The organism is Streptomyces rapamycinicus NRRL 5491 (assembly GCF_024298965.1).
In the GTDB taxonomy this organism is placed as follows: Bacteria; Actinomycetota; Actinomycetes; order Streptomycetales; family Streptomycetaceae; genus Streptomyces; species Streptomyces rapamycinicus.
In genome coordinates this window covers 1,253,877-1,274,887 of record NZ_CP085193.1, presented here as the reverse complement: position 1 = coordinate 1,274,887, position 21,011 = coordinate 1,253,877, and the positions used below count along the sequence as shown (strand labels likewise).

General features: G+C 71.6%; 16 protein-coding genes and 3 pseudogenes. 6 read left to right on the top strand and 13 right to left on the bottom strand.

The window, feature by feature from the left end; translation table 11 throughout:
- The first annotated feature begins 331 nt into the window (after positions 1–331).
- A complete protein-coding gene (locus LIV37_RS05510; protein ID WP_020866106.1) occupies positions 332–1,558 on the top strand; it encodes an MFS transporter in 1,227 nt (408 codons plus the stop codon).
- Positions 1,559–1,720: 162 nt separating this feature from the next.
- On the opposite strand, the gene LIV37_RS05505 is transcribed toward LIV37_RS05510, so the two are convergent.
- Complete coding sequence (locus LIV37_RS05505; RefSeq protein WP_020866105.1) at positions 1,721–2,320, bottom strand: TetR/AcrR family transcriptional regulator; 600 nt, start codon at positions 2,318–2,320, stop codon at positions 1,721–1,723.
- A 107-nt stretch (positions 2,321–2,427) separates the two neighbouring features.
- On the opposite strand from LIV37_RS05505, the gene LIV37_RS05500 reads away from it, so the two are divergent.
- The 3 genes and pseudogenes from LIV37_RS05500 to LIV37_RS05490 all read left to right on the top strand — a co-directional run bounded on the left by LIV37_RS05500 (position 2,428) and on the right by LIV37_RS05490 (position 5,741).
- Positions 2,428–3,921 (top strand): MFS transporter, encoded by a 1,494-nt coding sequence (locus tag LIV37_RS05500; protein WP_020866104.1) that lies wholly within the window; start codon positions 2,428–2,430, stop codon positions 3,919–3,921.
- Positions 3,922–4,024: 103 nt separating this feature from the next.
- Positions 4,025–4,983, top strand: a pseudogene (locus LIV37_RS05495) (ABC transporter ATP-binding protein).
- Positions 4,980–5,741 carry an ABC transporter permease gene (locus tag LIV37_RS05490; protein ID WP_020866101.1) on the top strand — a complete coding sequence of 254 codons (762 nt, stop codon included), beginning with the start codon at positions 4,980–4,982 and terminating at the stop codon, positions 5,739–5,741. The pseudogene LIV37_RS05495 and the gene LIV37_RS05490 overlap by 4 nt, the downstream one beginning before the upstream one ends.
- Positions 5,742–5,781: 40 nt before the next feature.
- Here the strand turns inward: LIV37_RS05490 and LIV37_RS05485 are convergent, their stop codons facing one another.
- Together LIV37_RS05485 and LIV37_RS51690 are read right to left on the bottom strand one after the other, a co-directional pair.
- On the bottom strand, positions 5,782–6,276 hold the full coding sequence (locus LIV37_RS05485; protein ID WP_274596697.1) for a sensor histidine kinase: 495 nt from the start codon (positions 6,274–6,276) through the stop codon (positions 5,782–5,784).
- Positions 6,277–6,279: 3 nt separating this feature from the next.
- Positions 6,280–6,441 (bottom strand): annotated as a pseudogene (locus LIV37_RS51690) (histidine kinase); the annotation flags it as partial.
- A gap of 13 nt (positions 6,442–6,454) precedes the next feature.
- Here LIV37_RS51690 and LIV37_RS05480 point away from each other — a divergent pair.
- Positions 6,455–7,234, top strand: a pseudogene (locus LIV37_RS05480) (alpha/beta fold hydrolase); the annotation flags it as partial.
- A 300-nt stretch (positions 7,235–7,534) separates the two neighbouring features.
- Here the strand turns inward: LIV37_RS05480 and LIV37_RS05470 are convergent.
- From LIV37_RS05470 to LIV37_RS05455, 4 genes are all read right to left on the bottom strand, one after another.
- The gene (locus tag LIV37_RS05470; RefSeq protein WP_020866098.1) at positions 7,535–8,044 is read right to left on the bottom strand and encodes a hypothetical protein; all 510 of its coding nucleotides are present in this window, start codon (positions 8,042–8,044) and stop codon (positions 7,535–7,537) included.
- 121 nt (positions 8,045–8,165) lie between these two features.
- Positions 8,166–8,729: a DoxX family protein gene (locus LIV37_RS05465; protein WP_020866097.1), complete on the bottom strand. Its 564-nt coding sequence runs from the start codon at positions 8,727–8,729 to the stop codon at positions 8,166–8,168.
- Positions 8,730–8,820: 91 nt separating this feature from the next.
- On the bottom strand, positions 8,821–10,212 hold the full coding sequence (locus tag LIV37_RS05460) for an MFS transporter (RefSeq protein WP_121825792.1): 1,392 nt from the start codon (positions 10,210–10,212) through the stop codon (positions 8,821–8,823).
- An 88-nt stretch (positions 10,213–10,300) separates the two neighbouring features.
- A complete protein-coding gene (locus LIV37_RS05455; RefSeq protein WP_121826224.1) occupies positions 10,301–10,804 on the bottom strand; it encodes a metallophosphoesterase family protein in 504 nt (167 codons plus the stop codon).
- Between the two features lie 96 nt (positions 10,805–10,900).
- On the opposite strand from LIV37_RS05455, the gene LIV37_RS05450 reads away from it, so the two are divergent.
- A complete protein-coding gene (locus LIV37_RS05450; RefSeq protein ID WP_020866095.1) occupies positions 10,901–11,458 on the top strand; it encodes a tyrosine-type recombinase/integrase in 558 nt (185 codons plus the stop codon).
- 108 nt (positions 11,459–11,566) lie between these two features.
- Here LIV37_RS05450 and LIV37_RS05445 read toward each other — a convergent pair whose 3' ends face one another.
- From LIV37_RS05445 to manD, 6 genes are all read right to left on the bottom strand, one after another.
- Complete coding sequence (locus tag LIV37_RS05445; RefSeq protein ID WP_020866094.1) at positions 11,567–15,073, bottom strand: phosphodiester glycosidase family protein; 3,507 nt, start codon at positions 15,071–15,073, stop codon at positions 11,567–11,569.
- Between the two features lie 153 nt (positions 15,074–15,226).
- The gene (locus tag LIV37_RS05440) at positions 15,227–15,649 is read right to left on the bottom strand and encodes a YchJ family protein (RefSeq protein WP_020866093.1); all 423 of its coding nucleotides are present in this window, start codon (positions 15,647–15,649) and stop codon (positions 15,227–15,229) included.
- 85 nt (positions 15,650–15,734) lie between these two features.
- Entirely contained in the window at positions 15,735–16,805 is a 1,071-nt protein-coding gene (locus LIV37_RS05435; protein WP_020866092.1) for an NAD(P)-dependent alcohol dehydrogenase, read from the bottom strand.
- 38 nt (positions 16,806–16,843) lie between these two features.
- Positions 16,844–18,223, bottom strand: a complete 1,380-nt coding sequence (locus tag LIV37_RS05430) for an MFS transporter (RefSeq protein WP_020866091.1) — start codon at positions 18,221–18,223, stop codon at positions 16,844–16,846.
- 33 nt (positions 18,224–18,256) lie between these two features.
- Positions 18,257–19,690 (bottom strand): mannitol dehydrogenase family protein, encoded by a 1,434-nt coding sequence (locus tag LIV37_RS05425; protein ID WP_020866090.1) that lies wholly within the window; start codon positions 19,688–19,690, stop codon positions 18,257–18,259.
- Complete coding sequence (gene manD / locus LIV37_RS05420; protein ID WP_020866089.1) at positions 19,687–20,904, bottom strand: D-mannonate dehydratase ManD; 1,218 nt, start codon at positions 20,902–20,904, stop codon at positions 19,687–19,689. Before manD ends, LIV37_RS05425 begins: the two co-directional genes overlap by 4 nt.
- Positions 20,905–21,011 lie beyond the last annotated feature (107 nt).

Here is a 21,011-nt window from a genome sequence, read left to right as displayed (position 1 = left end):
GACATCGGACACCCGGGGCGGTGTCGGGGCTCTCGTGCCGTCATTGATGAGGCGCATCGCACATCCTGCGCCCCGCACAGTCGGCGTCGAGCGTGCTCTCAGAGACGATGGGTGATCTTCAGAACATGGGCGAAGGCGTATGACGCGTAGGCGAGCAACGGATCCCGATCGCTGGTCCAGGCTTCACCGCAACCGGGTGACAGAGGCGTTTTTCCGTCATTGTGGAAGCGCTTGTTCCTCTCTCCGGCCAGGCGTGTACGTTTGTACAAGTCATACGGGGCTGCCAATGCCCGGCCTCTGGTCGTTCCTGCTCCCGCGGAGTCCTGTCTTCATGGATCAGGTCATGCGTCGGCGCCGTGAGGCGTTATTCCTGTTCTTCCTCCTGCCGGGCATCGCGATGTCGTCGTGGGTGACCCGCACCCCCGATATCCGGGACCAGCTGGAGGTGTCCACCGGTCAGATGGGGCTGGTGCTCTTCGGACTGTCGCTCGGCTCGATGACCGGAATTCTGTGTGCGGGGCCGCTGGTGTCCCGCTTCGGTACGCGGCCGGTGATCGCCTGGGGCACGGGGCTGGTCATCGTGGGTATGTTCACGATCAGCGCGGGCAGTCTGGCGACGTCGGTGCCGGTGGTCATGGCGGGACTCTACCTCTTCGGCGGGGGCATGGGGTCAGGGGATGTGGCCGTCAATGTCGATGCTGCCGATGTGGAGCGGATCACCGGTGTGACGACGATGCCCACCCTGCACGGCTGCTTCAGTCTGGGCACGGTGATCGGCGCCGGTGCGGGTATGGCGGTCACGGCCATCGGCGTGCCAGTGCACTGGCATCTGGCGGTGGTCACGCTCATATCAGTCGTGATCTTCTGGTACGCCGTCCGCTCCGTCCCCTCGGGTACTGGTCTTGGCCCGCCGACCCAGGCGGAGGAAGGCGCCGCCCGTTCCAGGCCCAAGGTCTGGAAGGATCGCAAGCTCGTCCTGATCGGTGCGATCGTGCTGGCCATGGCTTTGGCCGAAGGGTCCGCCAACGACTGGCTCCCCCTACTCATGGTGGACGGGCACGACCTGGACGCCGCACTGGGATCTCTGGTCTATGCCGGGTTCGCCGCCGCCATGACCCTCGGCCGCTTCACAGGCTCGTTCTTCCTCGGACATTTCGGGCGGACGTCGGTCATGCGGGCCAGCGCCGTCTCGGGGGCGCTGGGCCTGCTCCTCGTGATTTTCTCGGACAACGTCGTGCTGGCGGGAGCGGCGGTGCTGTTCTGGGGGCTCGGGGCATCGCTGGGCTTCCCCGTCGCGCTGTCCGCCGCGGGCGATTCCGGCCCTGACGAGACCGTTCGTATCAGCCTGGTGGCCACGATCGGCTATGTCGCCTTCCTCGTCGGGCCACCTGGCCTCGGCTTCCTCGGCGACCACTTTGGGCTCCGCTCGGCCATGCTGGTGGTACTCCTTTTCGTCGGCTCCGCCGTCTTGCTGGCGCCCGCGGTCGACACCCAACGCCGCTCCACGGTGGCGAGGTCCGTGAGCGAGAACGAGTCGGAACGCACCCGCAACTCATAACTGTGGAGCCAGGCCTGTGCGGTCTCTGCGGCTCGGTGCAGTTGGGCCGCAGCCGACTGATCAACGTGCGGCTCGTGCAGGCCTTCGCGTGCGACGGCGAGCGGGAGCCTCGGTCGGCGAACGCCATGTCAGCGGAATGGGCCCAACCCGCTGTGCGGACCGCTACGCGCCGTTCCCGGGCTTGGTGATGAGCTCCGTGGCGACTTTGAGTGTGACCTCGACGCGCTGCTCGGGTGCGATGCGGACGCCTTCCGGCATCGCGTCCTCACTCAGCAGGGACAGTGCGTCGTTGTTGCTCAGCAGGATCGCGAGCACGGCCAGCTGGGCTCTGAGCTGGTCCGCGAAGTCGGCTTGTGGATCGATGACGAGGGCGAACATCGACTGCACCCCCTGCTGGAGACGCCGGCCGGCCGGGTGTTCCCGCAGGGCCGCCTGATTCTCCTGTGAGAACAGCATCAGGTTGCGCATCTTGCCGCTGCTGACGAGCTGCGACAGCCGCTCGAGCAGTCCCTTGCGCATGTCGAGCGTCGTCGGCTGAGCCTGTCCCCACCTGGCGACCTCCTCGACCGATGACGCCAAGTCGTCCACCACGCTGGAAAGAATGTCCGCCTTGGTCTTGAAGTGGTAGTAGAGCGCGGCCGTGCTGACGTTCAGTCGGTCGGCGATCTCGCGCAGCGATGTCTTCTCGTAGCCGTGTTGGGTGAACAGCTCCAAGGCGACCTGCTGGATCCGTTCGCGCGTGTCACCTCGGGTTTCGGCCATGGCCGTCACCCTACCCGAACGGAAGCAACTTAACGGACGACAAGTAAGTGGTAACTTACTGGACGTCCGACAAGTAGCCCCGTGGTGCGGTTCGGAGGAGGTATCGGATGACGGCGATCCCTGTCGTCCGCGGTCATGACCCGGAGACATCCGCCGGTCGTGGCCGCTGGTTCGGCCTGGCGGTGATCGTGCTGGCACAGCTGCTGGTCGTGCTGGACTCGACCGTGCTGGCCGTGGCCCTCCCCTCGGCACAACAGGACCTCGGGTTCTCCGACGCCGGCAGACAGTGGGTGCTGACCGCTTACACCCTCGCCTTCGGGGGGCTGCTGCTGCTCGGCGGCAGGATCGCGGACCGGATCGGCCTCAAGAGGTGTTTGGCGCTGGGCGTGACCGGGTTCGGGGTCGTGTCGGCCATCGGTGGCGCCGCGAACAGCGGTGGGATGCTGATCGCCTGCCGTGCCGCCCAGGGAATGTTCGCCGCACTGCTGGCGCCGTGCACGCTGGCCCTCATCAATGTGATCTTTCCGGACAAGGGGGAACGCGGCAAGGCGTTCGGCATCTACAGCGGCGTGCTCGTGGCCGGCGGCGCACTCGGCCTGCTGGTCGGCGGGAGCCTCACCGAGTACTTCTCGTGGCGCTGGTGCATGTACGTCAATGTGCCGGTGACCGCCGTGGCCCTGCTGGGCGCGTTGACGGTGCTGCCGCTCTTACCGGGACACCACATCAAGCTGGACCTCTTCGGCGGGCTGGTCGGCTGCTCCGGACTGGTGGCCATGGTCTACGGCTTCGGCCACGTGGCCGAGCGGGGGTGGGGCTCCGGCCCGGTGATAGGGCTGCTGATCGCCTCGGTGCTTCTGCTGGGGCTGTTCACCGTCATCCAGTCCAAGCGGAGCAGTCCGCTGTTGCCGCTGCGCATCGTGACGGACCGCAATCGTGCCGGGGCCTTCGCCACCATGGTCTTCGCCGGCATCGGCCTGTTCGGCATGCTGCTCTTCCTGACGTATCAGCTTCAGGAGGTCATGGGCTACTCGCCGTTGCGCACCGGCTTCGCCTTCCTGCCGCTGCTGGCCGCGAACGTGAGCGTCTCGGCGATGAGCGCCACGTTGCTGCTGCCCCGGGTACGGCCGCGCTATCTGCTGGCGACGGGACTGACGGTTGCCGCGTTCGGCCTGTTCCTGCTGACCCGGATGACGCCGGAGAGCTCGTACTGGGACGGCATTCTGCCCGGCGAGGTGGTTCTGGGGCTCGGGCTGGGCACTGTGATGGCGCCCTGTGCCGCCACCGCCACCAATGAAGTCGCCAAGAGCGACAGCGGTGTCGCCTCGGCCTTCTTCAACACGTCCACTCAGATCGGCGCGTCGATCGGCACGGCGCTGCTCAACACCATCGCCGCCAACGCCACCAAGGTCTACCAGGGCGCTCACCCCGGGATTCGTGCCGTGCGGGCCACTGTGCACGGTTACGTGGTCGCCGGGAGATGGGCCGCGGGTCTGCTGCTGATGGCGGCCCTGATGGCGGTGGCGCTCATCACCGCCCCGCCGTTCCGGCCCTCGGAGGACGACGGGTGGACCGACACCGGAGCCGCGGGGGCGCCCGGATGACGTACGCGTAGGCGGAGGGCATCGGGAACCGCGCCCGCACCCGGACCAGGTCCGCGCCGCCGCGGGGTCTGCCGCACACAGCGATATGGGGAGAGGATCGACAGTGATCGAGGCCAGGCAGCTGACCAAGCGCTACGGCGACAAACTGGCCGTCGACGAGCTGACGTTCAGTGTGAATCCCGGGGTGGTGACGGGATTCCTGGGGCCGAACGGCGCCGGCAAGTCGACGACCATGCGGATGATTCTGGGGCTGGACCGGCCCGACGGCGGTGAGTCCTGATCGACGGCAAGCGCTACCACGATCTCGGTCGGCCGTTACGGACGGTGGGAGCTCTCCTCGATGCGAAGTGGGCACATCCGAATCGCTCGGCGCACGCGCACTTGCGATGGCTGGCGAAGTCGAACGGGCTGCCCGCCCGCCGTGCGGACGAAGTGCTGGAGACGGTCGGGCTGGCCGAGGTGGCGCGGCGCCGCGCGGGCGGCTTCTCCCTCGGGATGTTCCAAAGGCTCGGCATCGCGGCGGCCCTGTTGGGCGACCCGCAGTTGCTGGTGTTCGACGAGCCGGTCAACGGACTCGATCCGGAAGGCATCCTGTGGATCCGGCGGTTCATGCGGAAGCTGGCGGCCGAGGGGCGCACCGTGTTCGTCTCCAGCCATCTGCTGTCCGAGATGGCGCTGACGGCCGGGGAACTGGTGGTCATCGGGCGCGGCAAGCTCATCGCCCAGTGCAGTACCGCGCACTTCGTCAGCCGGGCAAGTCGCGGCGCGGTCGTGGTGCGCAGCCCCGAAGCCGGGGTCCTGATGCCGGTCATCGAGGCCGCCGGGTACCGCGTCGAGTGCGGCGAGGACCCTACCCGGCTGGTGGTGGCGGGGGCGTCCACCGAGGAGATCGGCGAGATCGCCGCCGCGCATCGGATCACGCTGCACCAGCTGATGGAGCAGAACGGGTCGCTCGAAGAGGCGTTCATGGAGATCACCGGTGACGCGGTCGAGTATCACGCGAACACTCAGGGGTCCGTCGGGCAGCGGTCCCTGCAGGCTTCGATCGGAGATGACGGTTGACACTGCTGGCAGTCGAGCGGATCAAACTCTTCAGTACCCGCTCGCCGATGTTCTCCATCCCGTTGGCCCTGGGCTTCGCGGCAGGGCTCGGGGCCATGTTCACATCGCAGTCGGATGACGAGAACCCCGCGACGGTGGGCGTCACGCAGATGGGATACAGCTCCGGCCTGATCGTCATGATGGCGATGGCGACGCTGTCGGTGACCACCGAGTACCGCTACAGCACCATCAGGCTCACGTTCCAGGCCGTCCCCCACCGCACCGCGGTTCTGCTGGCCAAGACCGGTGTGGTGGTGCTCGTCTCCGCGGTGACGGGCCTCGTCGGTGGATTCGCGGCCTGGGGCCTCGGGCGGTGGGTGAAGCCGGACGCGGACCTCGCCCTCGACAGCGGCGGCGACTGGCGCGCCGTGGCCGGTGTGGGCCCGGTGTACGCGGCGGCCGCCGTACTGGCGGTGGCTGTCGGACTGCTGGTCCGGCACAGCGCCGCCGCCATCGCGGTCGTTCTGGTCTATACGCTTCTGCTGGAAACGGTCGTCACGTCGATCCCGGCGCTGGGCGAGCAGGTGCAACCCTGGCTGCCGTTCAAGGCGGCGAACTACTTCCTGACCGAGGGCCAGCCCGACCGGGTCACCGAGGGGGTGTCCGGGAATACCGCCGACTATCCCTATGGGCCGCGGATCGGTCTCCTCCTTTTTGTGGGAATCACCGCGGTGATCTATGCCGTCTCCTTGATCACAACGCAGAGGCGTGACGCGTGAGGCGACGGTTCGATCAGGGCGGTCACTTCGATCAGGGCGGTCACGCTGATGCGGAATCCTTAGGCCTGGAGCGTCGCTTGGCATGGCGGGGTATCAGAAGGGAGACGCGGGTTCCCTCACCGGGGGTGGAATCAACGGTGAGGTGTCCGTCCAGCAGGTGGCCGCGCTCGCGCATGGCCGACAGGCCGGTGCCCGTGGAGACCACCGTGCCGAGCGCGGATCGGCCGACCGGTGTGGAGGGTTGATGGGCCATTCCGCGGCCGTTGTCCCTGACCGCCACCTTGATCGCGTGATCGTCGCTGTGGAGTTCCACGAGAAGGCGGCTCGCCTGGGCGTGCTTGACCGCGTTGTTCACCGCTTCCTGCACGATGCGGTAGATGTGGGCCTGGGCTTCTGGCGACAGTTCGTCCCCGAGCCGGCTCCATTCCGCACCGACGCGCAGTTCCGCCTCCAGCCCGAAGGTTTCCCCGGTGCGCCGGCACAGCGTCTCGAGGGCGGGCGCGAGGCCGAGCTGGTCGAGGGCGAAGGGCCGCATTTCCACGATCAGGTGCCGTAGCGATGTGATCTGGTTCGCGACCAGGCCACGCGCCTGGTTGATGGCCTCCTTCATGGCGGCGGGCTCGCCACCGCCGGCGACGGTGGACAGAACGATCTGGACCGCGACCAGTTCCTGAAGCGTCTCATCGTGCAACTCACGTGCCCAGCGCCGCCGTAGCTACGTGGAGGTCGCGCCCCTGCTGGCGGCCCGGGGCTACCGGGTCATCGTCCCCCATCTGCGCGGCCACGGCACCACGGGCTTCCTCTCGCCCGGGACCTTCCGCAACGCGCAGCAGTCGGTGATCGCCCTCGACATCATCGCCCTGCTGAACGCCCTGAAGATCGAGAAGGCCGTGTTCGGAGGCTTCGACTGGGGGTCCCGGACCGCCGACATCATCGCCGCGCTCTGGCCGGAGCGGTGCAAGGCCCTGGTCTCCGTGACCGGTTACCTGATCACCAACCGGGAGAAGAACAAGCTGCCGCTGCCGCCGTCGGCCGAGTGGGCATGGTGGTACCAGTACTACTTCGCGACCGAACGTGGTGCGCAGGGCTTCGAGGAGTACCGACACGATTTCGCGAAGCTCATCTGGCGCAATGTCTCCCCGACGTGGAACTTCGACGACGCCACCTTCGACCGCACGGCGGCGGCATTCGACAACCCCGACGACGTCCCCATCGTGGTGCACAACTACCGCTGGCGGCTGGGCCTGGCCAAGGGCGACCCCCGCTACGACAGGCTCGAGGCACGTCTGGCGGCCGCGCCCGGCATCGCGGTCCCCACGATCACCCTCGACGGCGAGCTGGACCCCTTCACCCCGGCCGGTGACGGCGCGGCGTACCGGGACAAGTTCACCGGCCCCTATGACCACCGAACGCTGAAGGGCATCGGCCACAACGTGCCCCAGGAAGCGCCCGAGGCGTTCGCCGAAGCCGTCCTCGACGTCGACCGATTCTGAGGAGGATGACATGACATCCGAAAAGCCCGGGCCCTCCGATGCCGACGGGGCCAGGCGGCGTGCCAGGTTCGGCACGCTGCCGGAGCGCGTTCGTGTGGCGGACATGGTCGAGGAAAGGCCGGTCACGGTACCGGATTCGGCGCGAGACGCGTACAACTCCGACGAATGGCTCGTTCGTACGTGTCTGTGAAGGGCGCCGCATATACGAGGGTGCCGCGCATACGAGGGTGCCGTCCGGATGGGGACGGCACCCTCGTATCCGCGGCCTTTCCGGCCGTTTCCCCGTGCCGGGGTCCGGTGTTATCTCGGCATCTCCGTCGCCGTGCCGTTCACCGTTCCGGTGGCACGCGTCGGGCGCTCCAGGATGCCCCGGGCATCGGGCGGGGCCGGATCCGGCGCGCTGGTGGTGTGCTGCGGGGCCGTGGACTCGGCGGAGCCGTTCGCGGCGCCGTTGTGCGGATGCGCCGAGCCGTTGATCTTCTCGATCGCCTGCCGGGCCTGCTCACCGGGGGAGCGGGCCGCCAGCGGGGGCGAGGTGTGGGGCGCGGGGGGCGCGGGCTGGTTCCGCTCCCGCTCCCGCTCCCGCTCCGGTTTGGCGTGGACGCCGATGGTCTGGGTCTGGGCCGTCCCGTGGCGCAGCCGATGGCTGACCGCCTCGTCGAGGCTCACCGGCCGCTGTGCCTGGGCCGCCAGCCGGCCGGCCTCCTGGCCCAGCGCGGCGACCACGTCCCAGGGCAGATGGAGCACCAGGCGGACTTCGGCGTCGCCATCCGGCAGCGCCTGGATGGGAGGGATGAACCGGTCATTCATGGAACGGGGCCTCCGGTCTCGGTTTCGGCCTGTGCGGGCGGCGCGCGTCCCGATGGGCAGGACCCGCACAGAGCCATACGGAGAACCGGCGCCGCGTGTTCACCTGGAGGCCGGAGGGCTGTCAGTTCTTGCTGAGCAAGATCGTCACCGTTGCCAGGATCGCCGCCAGCACCAGCAGGGCGATGCCGTAGATCAGCCGTTGCGACCGCAGGACCGGGAGGAACGCGTCGAGGGAGATCCGGCCGGCGCCGGACAGCGCGAGCCCGGCCGCGCCGACGCCCAAGAGCAGCGGAAATTCGAAGCCGCCGAAATAGCCGAGCGGTGTGGAGGCGGCCACCGCGTTGGCCATCGTGCCCGCGACGGCCGCACCGGCGAGCGGGGTGAGCAGCCCCACGGCGAGTGCGAGGCCCCCGAAGGTCTCGGCGATCCCGGCGATCACGGCCATGGCCTTGGGCGCCGGATAGCCGAACTGCGCGAACGCCACCGCCGTCTTGTCGATGCCCAGGCCACCCCACCAGCCGAAGAGGTGCTGTGCGCCGCGCCCGGCGACGACCAGCCCGACGCCGAGCCGGAGGACCAGCAGACCGACGTCATGGGCGAGGAGTACGTGCGCCGCGGACCTGGGCGAGTGCGGGGCGGGTGCGGAGGAGTTCTCCGGGCCGTTGTCGTAGGGGGAGTGAGACATGGCGCCCTCGTCTGGTCGGGCTCGGCGCGGATCGCCGAGCCGATATCCGATATGCACCTTAAGTACTCTTTATTCCATCGGGGTGCCGGGTTCAATCCGGATGCCTGTCGGCGGCGGACCGGCCTCCGTGGGAGCCACCGGGCCGTGTCCGCGTCAGCAGCGTGCTGACCAGGAGCACGGCCCCGGCCAGACAGCAGCCCCCGGCCGCCGTCAGGGCCGCGTCGACGGCGGCGCCGCTCCGTGCCTCGGCGGCATCCCCGGACAGGGCCACCCCCAACCCCGCCGCGGTGGTGATGACCGTCTTGGTCACCCCCGACGCCTCCCCGGCGCGCTCGGGCCGCACCACCGTCTGGGTGGCGATGAGCGTCAGGGCGCCCGCGACCCCGAGCGCCGCCCCGCACCCCGTGATCGCCAGAAGGAAGACCGGCAGGGCCGTCGCCATGGCGGCGGCGCCCAGCGACGCCGCCCCCAGCCCCAGGGCCCCGGCCATCACCCGCACCGCGTCCGCCGCGCGGATCCGCCCCGCCACCGGCCCGGCCAGCGCCATCGCCGCCGCCGGGGCCAGGAAGGCCGCCCCCGCGCCCGTGGCCGACAGCCCCCACGGCCCCTGGAGCGCCAGAGGCACGACGAACAGCACGATCACGGTCGCGGCATTGGCCGCCGCCCCGGCCACCGTGAGAGCCACAAACGGCCGGTTGCCGAACAGGGCGAGATCCACCAGCGGATTCGCCACCTCCCGCGCATGCCGTACGAAGACGTATCCGAGCGCGACGGCCAGCGCCAGGGCCGCCGCCGAGCGGCCCGACACCCAGCCCCACAGCGGCCCCCGGTCGACCAGGACGGCGAGCGCCGCGAGCGTGCCGGTGGCCGTGACCAGCCCCGCCACGTCCACGGAGGGCGGCGCGGTGGTGTCCCGCGACTCCCCGGCCCGTACCGCGCACACCCCGGCGACCAGCGCGACCGGTGCGTTCAGCCAGAACACCGCCCGCCAGGACACCGCGTCGGTGAGGACCCCGCCCACGTAAGGCCCGCATAGGGTGGCCACGCCCCCGATCCCCAGCGCCCGCCCCATGACCCGCGACCGCGAACCGGGCGGGCAGGCGTTCGTCAGCAGGGCGAGCCCGGCCGGCATGGCCACCGCACCACCCGCGCCCTGCACCACCCGCCCGGCCACCAGCACCGGAAGCGACGGGGCCAGCGCACACACCAGCGACGCGCCGCCGAACACCGCCAGGCCCGCCATCAGCGACCGGCGGCGGCCGTACAGATCGCATAGCCGCCCCGCGCCCGCCATCAGCGAGCCGGCCGCGAGCAGATACCCGCTCACCACCCACCCGAGGCCGCCTCCCGCCGCCCCCAGATCGCGCCCGATCCCGGGCAGGGCCAGGTTCAGCGCGAAGGCGTCCAACTGCACGCAGAACACGGTCGCGGCCACCGCCGCCAGCGCCCAGCGCCATGCGGATCCACCGCTTGCCGTCGTCATCACTCACTCCTCGGCACCCCAAAAGGACAGGTCGGATACCGGGGCTGAAGAGTGAGACGAGCGATTTGAAGAGGGAAACGGCGATCGGTCAGCGGCGGGGCGGCAGCCGGTGCAGCTCCACGGCGGTCAGCCGCCCGGCCTCGATCGCGGCCGTCAGATACGTACAGTACGGCTGTCGGCGCCGGTCGGTGGGGGAGCCGGGGTTGAGCAGCCGCAGCCGCCCCTCGGCCGTGGTGTCCCACGGGATGTGGCTGTGGCCGAACACCAGCACATCGAGGTCGGGGAACCGCTCGGCGCAGCGCCGCTCCCGCCCCTTCGACTGGCCGGTCTCGTGCACCACGCCCAGGCGCACCCCCGCCAGCTCGGCCTGGGCGACCTCGGGCAGCCGCGCCCGCAGCTCGGGCCCGTCGTTGTTGCCGTACACCCCGATCAACCGCCGCGAGCGCTCCTCGAGCAGATCGAGGGTGGCGAGATCGACCCAGTCGCCCGCGTGGATCACCACATCGGCGTCCGGCAGCCGCTCCAGCAGCTCCCCGGGAAGCGCCTTGGCACGCCGGGGGAGATGGGTGTCGGACATCAGCAGAAGGCGCACACGGACGACCGTACCGCCGCGCATCCCTTGACGAGGGCATCGAGGGAAGAAATAGTGTGCCAAGCGGCTCAGTCGGAAGGTTTCCAGGGGGTAGAGGTGGCGGCGCGGACGGCGAAGGAGACGGCGGCGCAGGACCGCTATCCGCGGCCGGTGGTCACGACGGCGGAGGCGGAGTGGATCTGGCGCCGGCTGTCGGTGGAGGCGATGGAGGACGGCGCGAAGCCGGAGACCGTACGGCTCGCCGTGGTGGTGGGTCTGGCGCGGGCCGGCGGCGCCCGGTACGGCGGGCTGCTGCGCTGCACCCTGTCGGCGCTGGACCTGGACTCAGGGTGGGTGACCATCGAGCACGGCAAACACCGCGTTCCGCGCCGGCACGGACTGGACCGCGGCACCGTGCTGGTGCTGCGCCGCTGGCTGCGGGTGCGTCAGGAGCTCTGCGCCGAGCTGGAGGGGTCGGTGCCGGACGCGCTGCTGCTGACGGTGCACCACACCCATGACAACGGCGTGACCGTGGCCGCCGGGCTGCCGATCACCCGGCAGGGGCTGGTGCTCTCCTGGCGCCGGTTCGTCCACCGTACGAACGCCCGGTACGCCGGTCGCCGCCCTCCGCTGCCCACCCGCTTCGAGCAGGTGCGCCGGGTCTGGGACACCTGAGCCTGGCGGGACGGCCGGACCCGGTGGGACGGCCGGACCCGGCGGGGGCGAGGGCGACTGGGCCCGGTGGGGGCGGGGCGCTCAGGCCGCCCCGCCTCACCGGCCCGGCTAGGCCGCGGGTGCCGCGGCCGCCGCGGTGACGGTGAACCGCGCCTGTGCGATGGCACCGTTCACGCTCACCGCGAGGGTGGCCGCTCCCGGGCGCAGCGCGGTCAGCCTGCCGGTCGCCGGGTCGTACGCCGCCACGTCGCGGCGTCCGGCGTCGTCCGGATCGCCGATGTGGAGGTTGGGCGAGCCGGTCCAGTCCGCGCTGAGGGGGAAGCCGACCGGCACCCGGCGGGCAGCGGTCCCCTCGCCCTGGAGGACGGTCGCGGTGACCTCCGCGTCCTGCCCGGTGCGCAGTTCGGCCGGGGCGGTGACGGTCAGCCCGTCCACATGGGCGCGGGTCTGCACGGACACCCAGTCCGGGCCGCCCTGCCACGGTGCGTGGCGCGCGGCCGCCTGATCCCGCGCCGAGACGTGGTCCACGCCGACCATCGACCAGCCGGTGAAACCGCCCTGGCCGGGCGGGGTGGCGGGGTTCTTGCCCGAGTTGCCGTTGATCAGGTACGGGACGCCGTCCACCCGCGATGCGTGGAAGGTGCCGACGTGGCTGCCGATGAGGCCCGCGCCCTTGCCCGTGGTGCGGCGGAAGTCGGCCAGCCAGCCCTCCAGCAGCGCCGCCTCCTTGCGGTCGCCGAGCTGGCTGCCCTGTTGCGGGGTGGGGTCACGCGGCGGCACATGCTCGATCACCATGACCGAGCCGATGCCCGGGTCCTTGGCGGCCGCGTCCAGTTGGGCGCGCAACTCCTTGATCTGGTCGAAGCCACCGGCGCGCAGCCCCAGGCGTGCGGTGTCCAGGGTGAGGAAGCGGGTGCCCCGGTGGTCGAACGTGCGGTGGGCGGGCCCGAATTCGGCGGTGAAGTTGTCGATGGAGCCGCCCATCACCTCGTGGTTGCCGGGGACGTAGGTCCAGGGCAGTTCATCGCCCAGCTCCTCCTTCAGCACGGTGCGGGCGAAGGAGAGATCCGCGGGGGAGCCCTCGTCCACCAAGTCCCCGTTGATCACGAGGAAGTCGGGCTCGGCCTCTTTGATCTCGCGGAGGGTGCGGCGGGCCCGGGCGACGATCGGGCTGTTCGGATCGCGGGCCACGAACTGCGCGTCGGACATCACCGCGAACCGCCAGTCGCGTCCCCGTGTCCGGGCGGCGGTGGAGATCAGTGGATCGGCGCGGACGCTCTCCGTGGGCAGTTCGACGGAGGGCGGCACCCGTGCGGTGAGGTCGTCGATGACCACGCTGCCGGTGTACTGGCGGGTGGCGGAGGTCTCGGCGAGGTAGAAGCGGTTGACCTCCAGTGGGTAGGCGACCCCGGCCGGTACGGCGAAGTCGACATGTCGCCATCCGGTCCAGGTCACATACGGCCCGCGCAGCAACTGGTCCGAGCCCGCCGCGTCCTTGAGGTGCAGGGTGGGCCATGCCCCCTTGCCATCACCCTTGATCCACAGACCGAAGGACTGCGGCTGCCCGTCCACCGCGATCTGCTGGGGCGGGGTGACATAGGCGGCGCGGGTGGCCGTGGACTGGGTGAAGTCGTAGTCCAGCTCGAGCCCGGTGCCGGTGTGGCCGTCGGGCGTGGCCTCGGCGGAGCCGGAGGCGCGGGCCTGGCTGAAGGTCCAGCGGTCGGCGTCGTCGAAGGACGCCTCCTGCCGCTCGGTCAGGCCGACGGTTACGGCGAGCACCGTAGTGGTGCCGCCGACGGCGACCTTGACCTGCCCCGCGGCCTGGTCGTGGCGCGCCTTGACGGTGAAGGTGCCGGTCCGGGGGTCCGGGGCGATGTCGAACAGCGCGTGGTCGTACGACAGTCGCACATCGGACGGTTCGACGGGGGCGCTGGTGCCGTGCGCGTCCAGGCCGACGATGCCGAACCGGCCCGTGGCCCCGGCGTCGGCCAGGCCGACCAGCCGGCTGGTGGGCTGGATCCGGTCCAGCCGGTCCAGGACGGTGAGGCCGAGGGCGCCATGGGCGGCGCCGCGCCGGGCGGTGACGGTGGTGTCGCCGCCGTGGCGGGCGGTGAAGGTGCCGTCGGCGCCGACCCGGCCGATGTGGGAATCGTCCGTCCGCCACTGCGGCGCGCCCTCGGCGGGGCCGTACGTCTCGTCGTAACCGGCGGCGGTGAGGCGGCGGGTGAGCCCGGGGAAGACCCGCTCGGGGTGACCGCCCCGGACCGGGTCGGCGGTGGGAGCGGACGCGCGGTCCATCGCGGTGTCCACCCAGAAGTCCTTGAGGCGGCCGCTGCCGTCGGGGGCGGTGAGGGCCAAGCCGTTGGGTACGGTGCGCTCGGCCCCGTCGGACGGGCTGTTCTCCACCTTGGCGGTGTCGCTGCCGGGCTCGCGGGCGACGAGGGTGGAGGAGCCGCCGCCGTCGAGGTTGAGGGCGCTGTAGGCGCCCGCGTCCTTCATCATCAGGCCCAGCTCGGTGAGGGTGACGCCGCCGCTGTCGGCCTGCCGCCCGTCCACGGTGAGGATCCGCATGGTGCGGCCGTCGCGCGAGAAGCCGACCGCGGTGCGCGGCGCGGTGGCGTTGTTGCCCTCGCCCTCGTGGCCGACCGCCTCGCCGTCCACGACCAGCAGCTCCCGGCCGCCGACGGCGGTGCGGGGCAGCTCGCCGCCGTAGGTGCGGGGCCGGTACTCCATCGACACCGCGTCACCGACGGCCAGTTCGGACAGCGTGTCGGTCCCGGCGTCCCGGCCGACCAGCACGGTGGCACCGTCCGGGATCGGGCCCTTGCCGGGCGCGCCGGCCGCCTGGGTGACCTTGCCGTCCACGACCGTGACCTCGGCGGTGCGCCGTGCGCCGTCCACGGTCTGGGCGCGGTCCGCCTCGCCCCACTGGGCGGTGTACGCCGCGATCCCGGCGGCCGGGACGTTGGCGGCGTTGAGCGCCGCGAGCGGGTGGGGGCCGTCGGGGAGGGTCAGGGTGCCGTCGAAGTAGAGCTGGAGGACGCGGCCCGCGTCGGCCGGGCCGATGCCGACGGCCCGGGCGGGCCCGGCGGCGGAGGCGGAGTTGACGAGGTGGCCGTCGCCGATGCCGTTGCCCTCGGGGGCGCCGGTCTGGTTGATGTCGAAGAAGTCACCGTTGATGGCCGCGACCGTGCGGCGGCCAGGCCCGGGGTCGTGCTCGGCGGCCAGTTGGGAGACGGTCCGGCGCTTGGCGACCTTGTCGGGGTGGAGATAGTCGACTCTGGTGCCGCCGGCCAGGTCCACCGACAGCGAGTCGACCCGCAGCCATTTGTCCGACTCCAGCCGGTCGTACGAGGTCAGCCGAACCCCCGGGGCGACCGGCCGGGAGGAGCGGGCGGTCTGCACCCCGTCCCCGTCGGCCACTGACCGGGTGCCGGGCGCACCGCTGGCGGCCGGGGGCGCGACCGGGCGCAGCATCTCCGAGGACGACCTGGGGACGGGTTCGGGTGCCGGGGCGGGGGTGTTGTCGGCGGTGGCCTGGCCGGCGGCGCCCAGCACGAGGGCGGACACCGCGGCCAGGGCCGCCAGTGGTCTGGGACACGCGACAGGAGGCACGGCAACTCCATGGGGCCAGGGGACACGCGTGGTTCACACGCACAGCGCCCCAGCATCGCCCCGGAGTTGACCGGGCACCAGAAGGCGTCGGCGACGACACGGGAAACAAATGACCAAGTCGGCGCGGACCGTGATCGCTGACGCGGGGTTGGGTCAGTCCTCGGTCACACCGTCGAGATAGACCCAGGCGCCCTCGTGGCGTACGAAGCGGCTGTTCTCGTGGAGCGAGCCCGCGCGGCCGCCCTGGGTGTAGTGGGCGCGGAACTCGACGGTGCCGGTGGTGTGGAACGCGCTGCCCTCGGTGGTGCCCAGGATCTCCAGGCGCACCCAGCGCAGCCCCGGGTCGAGGTCCGCGCCGGGCGGCCGGGTGGTGGGGTGCCGGCTGCGCAGCAGATACGCCTCGTCCCCGACGGCGAAGGCGCTGTAGCGCGAGCGCATCAGCTGCTCGGCGGTGGTCGCCGGGGCCTGGCCGCGGTGCAGTCGGCCGCAGCAGTCGGCGTAGGCCTCGGGCAGCCCGCAGGGGCAGGCGGCCGGGGTGGTGCTGGTCGGCCGCGGGCGTCGGGTACGTCGGGACATGATCCCCATTGTGACGGGTGGGGCGGACGAGATGTGGATGGGATGCGGACGGGATGCCGCCCAACCCCGCCCAGGCCACGGCCGCTCAGGGCCCGATGCGCCCGTCGAGCTCGTTGGGCCCGTCGAGCTCGTTGGGCCCGTTGGGCTCGATCGGTTCGATGACGACCTTGAGCTGTGCCGGGTCGGTGAGCGCCGTCTGGAGCGCGTCCGCCGAGCGTTCCAGCGGGAAGCGCGCGGTGATCAGCGACTCCAGGTCGACCCGTCCGGTGGCGGCCAGGGACACCGCCGCGGGGAACTCCCCGGCGTAGCGGAAGGCGGTGACCAGGCTGAGCTCCTGGCGCTGCATCCAGGCCAGCGGGAGTGTGGTCCGGGGCTGCGGCGGGTTGCCGACGGCGACCAGGGTGCCGCCGGGGCGTACCGCGTGGGCGGCGGTGGTCAGGGCGGCCTCGATGCCGGAGCAGTCGAGCGCGATGTCGAACAGCGGCTCCTGGGGGAGGGGTTCGCGGGAGGTGTCCAGGGTCCGGTCGGCGCCCAGGCGGCGGGCGTGCGCCAGCCGGCCGGGGTTGACGTCGGTCACCACGGTCTCGCCCGCTCCCACCGCGCGGGCGGCCTGGAGGACCAGTAGGCCGATCGGCCCGGCGCCGGTGACCAGCACCCGGTCCCCGGCGGCGACGCCGCCGCGGCGCACCGCGTGCAGGGCCACCGCGAGGGGTTCGATGAGCGCACCGGAGGTGAGGGGGAAGTCGTCGGGGAGGGGGTGGGCGAATTCCTGGGGCACGGCCAGGTGTCCGGTGAGGGCGCCGTGGGTGGGCGGGGAGCCGAAGCAGCGCCCGTGTGGGCACTGGTTGTAGCGGCCCGCGCGGCAGGCGCGGCAGCGTCCGCAGGGGATGGCGGGCTCGATCGCGACCCGGGTGCCCGCGGGTAGCGTGCCGTCGCCCGCCACGACCGTTCCGGCCGCCTCGTGGCCGAGCGCGGTGGGGGTGCGGAGCACATTGGGGCCGTTCTCGCCGTGGGCGTAGTAGTGCAGGTCGGAGCCGCACAGCCCGACCGCGCCGATCTCCACGAGGACCTCGCCGGGGGCGGGCAGGGGAATCGGGCGCCGCTCGATGCGTACATCCTTCGGGCCGTGCAGGATCGCGGCGGTGGCGTCGTTCATGGGGTGGTTCTCCTGGTACGCGAAGACGTGAGGGGGGCTCAGGCGGCGGTCAGCCGCAGTGGTTCGACGCGCTTGACGACCAGGCCGTAGGTGAGGGCGCCGACGATGCACAGTGCGCCGGACAGCATCAGCGGGGCGACGAAGGAGTGGTGGAAGAAGCCCAGCAGCAGACCGGTGGTGGTCGAGCCGAGCACCCCGGCGAGGTTGGAGGCGAAGTTCTGGATGCCGCCGAGCGAGGCGACATGGCGCGGGGTGGGCGCGACGTCGGCGGGCAGGCTGGCCACCGAGGCGGCGGAGAAGGCCAGGCTGGCGTAGCTGACGGACAGCAGGGCCAGGGCCCACATGGCGCTGGGGACGAGCACGGCGAAGGCGATGACGGAGGAGAAGAGCATCCCGCACACCAGACAGGTCTTGCGGGCCCGGGTCACCGACCAGCCGCGGCGCAGCAGGGTGTCGCTGGTCCAGCCGCCGAGCAGGCTGCCGCCGATGGCGACGATGCCGGGCAGGGCGCCGTAGAAGCCCAGTTTGAGCAGGTCGAAGCCGCGGGCGTCGACGAGGTAGCTGGGGAACCAGGTGATGAAGAAGTAGATGACGTAGTTGAGGCAGAAGAAGCCGATCATCATGCCCCAGACCGTGCGGTGGCGGAACAGGTCGCGCCAGCGGACGGCGGGCTCCTCCGGCGCCGTCGTCTTCTCGGCGGGGTTCTCCTCCAGCCGGGCGCCGCCCGCGGTGACGTAGGCGCGCTCCTCGGCGCTGAGTCCGCCGCGCGCCGAGGGCTCGCGGTACGTCTTGAGCCACAGCGCCACCCACAGCAGGGCCACGGCGCCGGTGACCCAGAACGCCATCCGCCAGCCCTGCCAGGCGATCAGGGCGGTCACCACGGGGGCGGCGACGGCGGTGCCGGCGCGGGCGCCGTTGTCCCAGACGCTGTTGGCCAGGGCACGTTCGCGGACCGGGAACCAGCGGGAGACGGACTTGGCGCACGAGGGGTACGCGGGGGCCTCGCCCGCGCCGAGGGCGAGGCGGGCGAAGAGCAGGGTGCCGATGCCCCGGACGAATCCGGTGCCCACGGTGACCAGTGACCAGATCAGCCCGCCGATGGCGAACATGCGCTTCTCGCCGTAGCGGTCGATGAGCGCTCCGGCGGGCAGTTGGCCCAGCGCGTAGGTCACGAAGAACATGCTGAGGATGACGCCCTGCCACTCGGGGCCGATGTGCAGGTCATCGGTCATATAGGGCAGGGAGATGGAGATGGTGGCGCGGTCGACGTAGTTGACGGTCATGCCCAGGAAGCAGAGGAAGACCATCAGCCAGCGGGTGTTGTGGCGCAGCCCGCGGGGGCGCGGTGGTCCGGTGGTGGCCTCGTCCTGGGTCGGGGAGGGCTGGTCGGTGGCGGGGACGGTTCTGGGGGTCTTCAAGGCGGCTCTCCTTTGACGGGGCGGTGCTTGGGGTCAGCGCGGTGGCCGGGCGCCGGGGTCCAGCTCCGCCCGTACGGACGCGACGAGGGCGGTGTCGTCGGCGAGGTCCTCGGCGCCCAGCAGCCGCAGCAGCCGGCGCGGGGCCTCGGTGTGCGGGCCGTCCCAGGCGCGGCGCAGCTCCTCGGCCCGGGGATCGTCCAGGGGGCGGTCGCGGGTGAGGCGGGCCCAGGCGGCGAGGGCGGTGGCCAGGAGCGGGGTGTCCCGTCCGGCGGCGCGCAGTTCGCGCAGCGGGGCGAGCCAGCGTTCGGGGATCTTCTGGGATCCGTCCATGGCGATCTGCTGGATGCGGTGGTGCATCGCGGGGTTGGCGAAGCGGTCCACCAGGCTGTCGATGTAGGCGGGGAGGTCAAGGCCCTCGGTGGGCGGGAGGCTCTGCGCGGCCTCGGCGCAGTAGGCGCGTACGGTTTCCTCGCCCCAGGGGGTGGCCAGGACGTCGGCGACGGTCTCGCATCCGTGTCCGAGTCCGAGATACGCGATGAGCGAGTGGGAGCCGTTGAGCAGCCGGAGTTTGGCGAGCTGGTAGGGGCTCACATCGGGGACGAAGCGCACCCCGGCCGTCTCCCAGTGCGGGCGGTCGGCGGCGAAGATGTCCTGGAGCACCCACTGGGTGAACGGTTCGCCGGTGACGGCGCCCGCGTCGTCCACGGTCAGGGCGCGGGCGGCGGTCCGCCGGTCGGCGTCGGTGGTGGCGGGGACGATGCGGTCGACGACGGTGGCGGGGAAGGCGACCGAGCCGGTGATCCAGTCCAGCAGGCGGTCGCGGTCGTCCCATGGGGTGGCGGCGATGAAGTCCCGTACCAGGCGCCGCAGTACCGCGCCGTTGTCGGCCATGTTGTCGCAGGAGACCAGCGACACCGGGGCGCCGCCGGCCCGCAGCCGGGCGCGCAGCCCCGCGGCGAGCTGCCCGGCCACGCTCGCGGGCGCGGGCCGTCCCGCCAGGTCGTCCCGGATCAGCGGGTCGTGCAGGGCGAGTCCGCCGGTGGCGGCGTCGCGCCGGTAGCCCTTCTCGGTGACGGTGAGGGTGACGACGGTGATCTCGGCGGAGGCGAGGAGCGCGCCGAGCCGGGTGCCGTCGTCGGTGGCGTGCAGCACCTCGGTCACGGTGCCGACCACGCGGGTGGCCGGGCCGTCGGGGCGCCGTTCGGTGAACGAGTACAGCCCGTCCTGTGGGCGGAGCGCGTCCACGACGGACCGGCTGCGCTGGGTGACACCGGCGATGCCCCAGCCGCCGCCGTGCGCGGCCTCGGCGGCTTCGGTGTAGAGGGCCTGGTGGGCGCGGTGGAAGGCACCGATGCCCAGGTGCACGATCCGGGGGCGCAGCTCCCGCGGGTCGACGGGCGGGCGGCTCTCGGCGGGGACGCGGGGCAGGGCGGCCAGCGACAGGCGCCGCGGGGAGTCGGCGGTCACCAGTCGTGCACCGACCCGTCGGTACGGCGGCTCACCGGGAGGTACTTGGGGTCGTAGGGGAAGCGGGCGGCCGCCTCCTCGTCGAGCTCGATGCCGAGGCCGGGCGCGGCCGAGGGGTGCAGGGCGCCGTCGATCAGCTCGTAGCCGGGCCGGAACACCTCGTGGGTGAGCGGGTCGTGCGCCATGTACTCCTGGATGCCGAAGTTGGGCACGGTGACATCGAGGTGGACGGCCGCCGACATGCTCACCGGGGACAGGTCGGTGGCGCCGTGCGAACCGGTGCGCACCTGGTACAGCTCGGCGAGGTGGAAGATCCGCCGCAGATGGGTGATGCCGCCGGCGTGCACCACCGAGGCGCGGATGTAGTCGATGAGCCGCTCGGTGATGAGCTGCTGGCAGTCCCAGATGGAGTTGAAGACCTCGCCGACCGCGACCGGGGTGGTGGTGGACTGGCGGATCTGGCGGAAGGACTCCTGGAGTTCGGCCGGGGTGGGGTCCTCCATCCAGAACAGCCGCACCTCCTCCAGGCTGCGGCCGAGCCGTCCCGCCTCGGTGGGGGTGAGCCGGTGGTGGACGTCGTGCAGCAGGTGGAAGCCGAAGCCGAACCGCTCGCGGACCGCCTCCAGATAGCGCGGTGCGAAGTCCAGATACGCCTCGGTGGACCACGGCTGCTCCTCGGGCAGCGCACCGGTGGCCGGCTCGTAGACGGTGGCGACCGTGCCGTGGCGGATGCCGTAGGTGCCCGGTGAGCCGGGGACCGCGGCCTGGGCGCGGATCGCGCGGTAGCCCAGCTCCTGGAAGCGGGCCACGTCGTCCAGCAGCTCGGGGACGTCGCCGCCGCTGGCGTGGCCGTAGACCAGGGCGCCCTCGCGGGCCTTGCCGCCCAGCAGCTCGTACACCGGGAGGCCCGCGACCTTGCCCTTGATGTCCCACAGCGCGGTGTCCACGGCCGAGATGGCGGTCATGGTCACCGGGCCGCGGCGCCAGTAGGCCCCCTTGTAGAGGTAGTGCCAGGTGTCCTCGATACGGGCGGGGTCGCGCCCGATCAGCAGTGGTACGAGGTGGTCCTCCAGATACGAGGCGACCGCGAGCTCGCGGCCGTTCAGGGTCGCGTCACCGAGACCGGTCACGCCGTCGGAGGTGGTCACCTTCAGGGTCACGAAATTGCGCCCCGGCGAGGTGACGATGACCTCGGCCTCCGTGATCGTGGCCATGCGTGCGTGCTCCTCACTGAGTGGGCTCCCGGGGTGGAGTCCGGGCTGTCGGTCGGCTACCATACAAGTACGTCAGCAAGCGGAGTCAAGGGTTCGGAAGGGGCCAG

Bases quoted from the DNA above. Each gene is read 5' to 3' on its own strand.
- LIV37_RS05505 (WP_020866105.1), bottom strand. From the start codon at position 2,320: ATGGCCGAAACCCGAGGTGACACGCGCGAACGGATCCAGCAGGTCGCC.
- LIV37_RS05500 (WP_020866104.1), top strand. From the start codon at position 2,428: ATGACGGCGATCCCTGTCGTCCGCGGTCATGACCCGGAGACATCCGCC.
- LIV37_RS05485 (WP_274596697.1), bottom strand. From the start codon at position 6,276: ATGCGGCCCTTCGCCCTCGACCAGCTCGGCCTCGCGCCCGCCCTCGAG.
- LIV37_RS05460 (WP_121825792.1), bottom strand. From the start codon at position 10,212: ATGACGACGGCAAGCGGTGGATCCGCATGGCGCTGGGCGCTGGCGGCG.
- LIV37_RS05510 (WP_020866106.1), top strand. From the start codon at position 332: ATGGATCAGGTCATGCGTCGGCGCCGTGAGGCGTTATTCCTGTTCTTC.
- manD (WP_020866089.1), bottom strand. From the start codon at position 20,904: ATGGCCACGATCACGGAGGCCGAGGTCATCGTCACCTCGCCGGGGCGC.
- LIV37_RS05435 (WP_020866092.1), bottom strand. From the start codon at position 16,805: ATGAACGACGCCACCGCCGCGATCCTGCACGGCCCGAAGGATGTACGC.
- LIV37_RS05440 (WP_020866093.1), bottom strand. From the start codon at position 15,649: ATGTCCCGACGTACCCGACGCCCGCGGCCGACCAGCACCACCCCGGCC.
- LIV37_RS05465 (WP_020866097.1), bottom strand. From the start codon at position 8,729: ATGTCTCACTCCCCCTACGACAACGGCCCGGAGAACTCCTCCGCACCC.
- LIV37_RS05470 (WP_020866098.1), bottom strand. From the start codon at position 8,044: ATGAATGACCGGTTCATCCCTCCCATCCAGGCGCTGCCGGATGGCGAC.